The organism is Streptomyces sp. NPDC026575 (assembly GCF_055567415.1).
Map to the genome: position 1 here is coordinate 1 of NZ_JBVHQM010000067.1, position 2,558 is coordinate 2,558.

Below are 2,558 nucleotides of genomic sequence, written 5' to 3' on the forward strand. Positions count from 1 at the left end.
GGAGAGAGGAGCGGGGGGGATGATTCGGCAACGCCGCGAGGTGCCGTGCCAGGCGTCGCGAGCCCGGCCATGACCCATCGGACAGGCCCTAGGCCACCGCGTGGAAGAGCGCCGCCGCCTCGCCCCGGGATCCGACGCCCAGCTTGGTCAGGATCTTGGCGACATGGAACTTCACCGTCGACTCGCTGATGTGCAGCTCCTGGGCGATCGCCCGGTTGCGGTGGCCGAGCGCGAGCCGCGCCAGCACCTCCAGCTCCCGTTCGCCCAGCGTGATGAGCGGGTCGGGGGCCGGGTCCTGGGAGACCCGCAGCGGGATCGTCGCCGACACCGTGGTCCCCCAGCCGGGTACGGCATCGACGTCCAGCCGCCCGTTCAGTACGTCCAGGCGGTCGGTGACCCGGCCGGTCGCCAGGCCGTCGGGGGTGAGGGTGCCCGGCCCGTCGTCGCGTACGGTCGCGCGCAGTTCGTCATCGGTGAGCTGCCAGCCGACATGGACGCGGGTCACGGTCTCCTGCTCCAGGACCTTCAGCAGCACGGCCCGCACGATCACCCGTGCCGTGTGCGCCACATCGGCGGCCACGGTCAGCTGGGAGTCGGGCGCGCCCAGCTCCAGCCGGACGGGGCTGTAGCGCACGAGCGGCCGGAGCGACTCGGCGAGCCGGGCGAAGGCATGCCCGGCCGGCTCCTCGGCGATCTCCTGGTCGCGTTCGGCCTCCGCCCGCAGCTCCACCAGGGCCGAGACCGCCAGATCCGTGGCGGTGGCGCGGGCCGCCGCATCGTCGAGGGTGCGGCTGCGCAGCACACCCAGCAGCCCGGTGAGCGCGGCCGAGTACGCCTCGCCCAGCTCCGCGATCACCCGGGCGCGGGTCCCGGCGGCGGTCCGCGACCGGGCCAGCGCCCCGGGCACGGCCTCGGCCGCCAGCCGGTCGAAGTGGCTGGTCACCACGTCCCACAGGGCCTGTACGAGCGCGGCGGCCGGCTCGTCGACCGCCGGCGGCACGCCGTCGTCCCCGCCGCCTGCTCCGCCGCCGTCCGTATCCCGTACGAGCAGCAGGACGGCGCCCCGAGGTGTGGCATGGCTCGTCACGGCGAGCACCGGGCGCTCGGCGCCGGCGAGGGGGAGGGTGCCCTGCCACGGGCGGCCCGGGGCGCCCGTGGCGAGCAGCGGCGCCAGGTCGGCGGTGGAGAGCCGGCCGGTGATCTCCGCATCGCCGTACGTCTTGAACGGTGAGTGCGCACAGTGCGTGGAGAGTTCGGCCACCGCCCGGTGCGGGACCAGTTCGGCCAGGAGCGTGGAGAGCCGCGGCAGGATCTCGCCCAGCGGCTGGCGGATCACCTCGTAGGCGGCGGTCAGGGCGGGTACGGATCCGGATCCGGTCATCTCCATGTACTCCAGCGTAGCCAGCGGCTCCGGGACGAGCGCTGGCCTTTCGACCAGGCCGGACTGTCCCGATGGCTGGCGGCCGGCTCCTTCCCCGCCGACGAAGCTGAAGCCGTCAACCGATCAAGCACATGCGGCAGATACCGGAATTACGGCATGTGTGCCGTATCAGCGCATCCAGCGGGGAGTCTCGATATGAAGGCGATCATCTACAACGAGTTCGGCGGCGCGGACGTGCTCGCATTCGGGCAGACCGACAAGCCGGAGCCCGGCCCGGGTGAAGTACGGGTCAAGGTGGTGGCGATCGGCGTCAATCCGCTGGACTACAAGCGGCGTTACGGGTGGATGGAGCAGCACTACCCGACGACGTTCCCCGCCGTGCCCGGCCTGGAGTTCGCCGGGGTCGTCGACGCGATCGGCGCCGACGGCGGGGGCACCACCGACCGCAGGCCGGCGGACGGGCTCGCCGTCGGCGACGAGGTCTTCGGCTGGACCAAGACCGGTGCGTACGCGGAGTACGCCCTCGCGGGGGACATCGCGCCGAAGCCGGCCGAGCTGTCCTTCGCGACCGCGGCGACGCTGCCCGTCGCCGGTGAGACCGCGCAGCGCGTACTGGATCTGCTGGGTCTGACCGCGGGCGAGACGCTGCTGCTGCACGGCGCGGCGGGGGCGGTCGGCCAGATCGCCAGCCAGCTCGCGGTGGCGCTGGGCGCCACGGTGATCGGGACCGCGTCGCCGGTCAACCACGACTTCCTGCGGTCGCTGGGCGCGGTCCCGGTGGCGTACGGAGAGGGCCTGGCCGACCGGGTCCGGGCGGCCGCCCCGCAGGGTGTGGACGCGGTCTTCGACGCGGCCGGACATGACGCGCTGCCGGTCTCGATCGCCCTGCGCGGCGGGACCACGGACCGCATCGTCACCATCGCCGATCCGCACGCCGCCGATCACGGCGTGCCGTTCTCCGCAGGCGGGACGCCGTCGGAGCAGGTCGTGGCGGGGCTGGTCCGGCACGGTCGGCTCGCCGTCGCGGGGCGGCTGACCGTGCCGGTCGCCGAGACCTTCCCGCTCGCCGACGCCGCCAAGGCCCAGGAGCTGAGCGAGGCGGGCCATGTGCGCGGCAAGCTCATCATCGAGGTCTGAGCCGCATCGGGACGGCGGCGGGCGCGGAGTCCGACCGCCG

The 2,558-nt window shown here is 73.8% G+C and carries 2 protein-coding genes; one reads left to right on the forward strand and one right to left on the reverse strand.

Features of this window, described 5'->3' with window-relative positions; translation table 11 throughout:
• Positions 1-88 precede the first annotated feature (88 nt).
• Complete coding sequence (locus ACZ4NB_RS38665; protein ID WP_467667744.1) at positions 89-1,387, reverse strand: helix-turn-helix transcriptional regulator; 1,299 nt, start codon at positions 1,385-1,387, stop codon at positions 89-91.
• Positions 1,388-1,576: 189 nt separating this feature from the next.
• Between ACZ4NB_RS38665 and ACZ4NB_RS38670 the strand changes: the two genes are divergently transcribed.
• Positions 1,577-2,518, forward strand: a complete 942-nt coding sequence (locus tag ACZ4NB_RS38670; RefSeq protein WP_467667745.1) for an NADP-dependent oxidoreductase — start codon at positions 1,577-1,579, stop codon at positions 2,516-2,518.
• Positions 2,519-2,558: the final 40 nt, after the last annotated feature.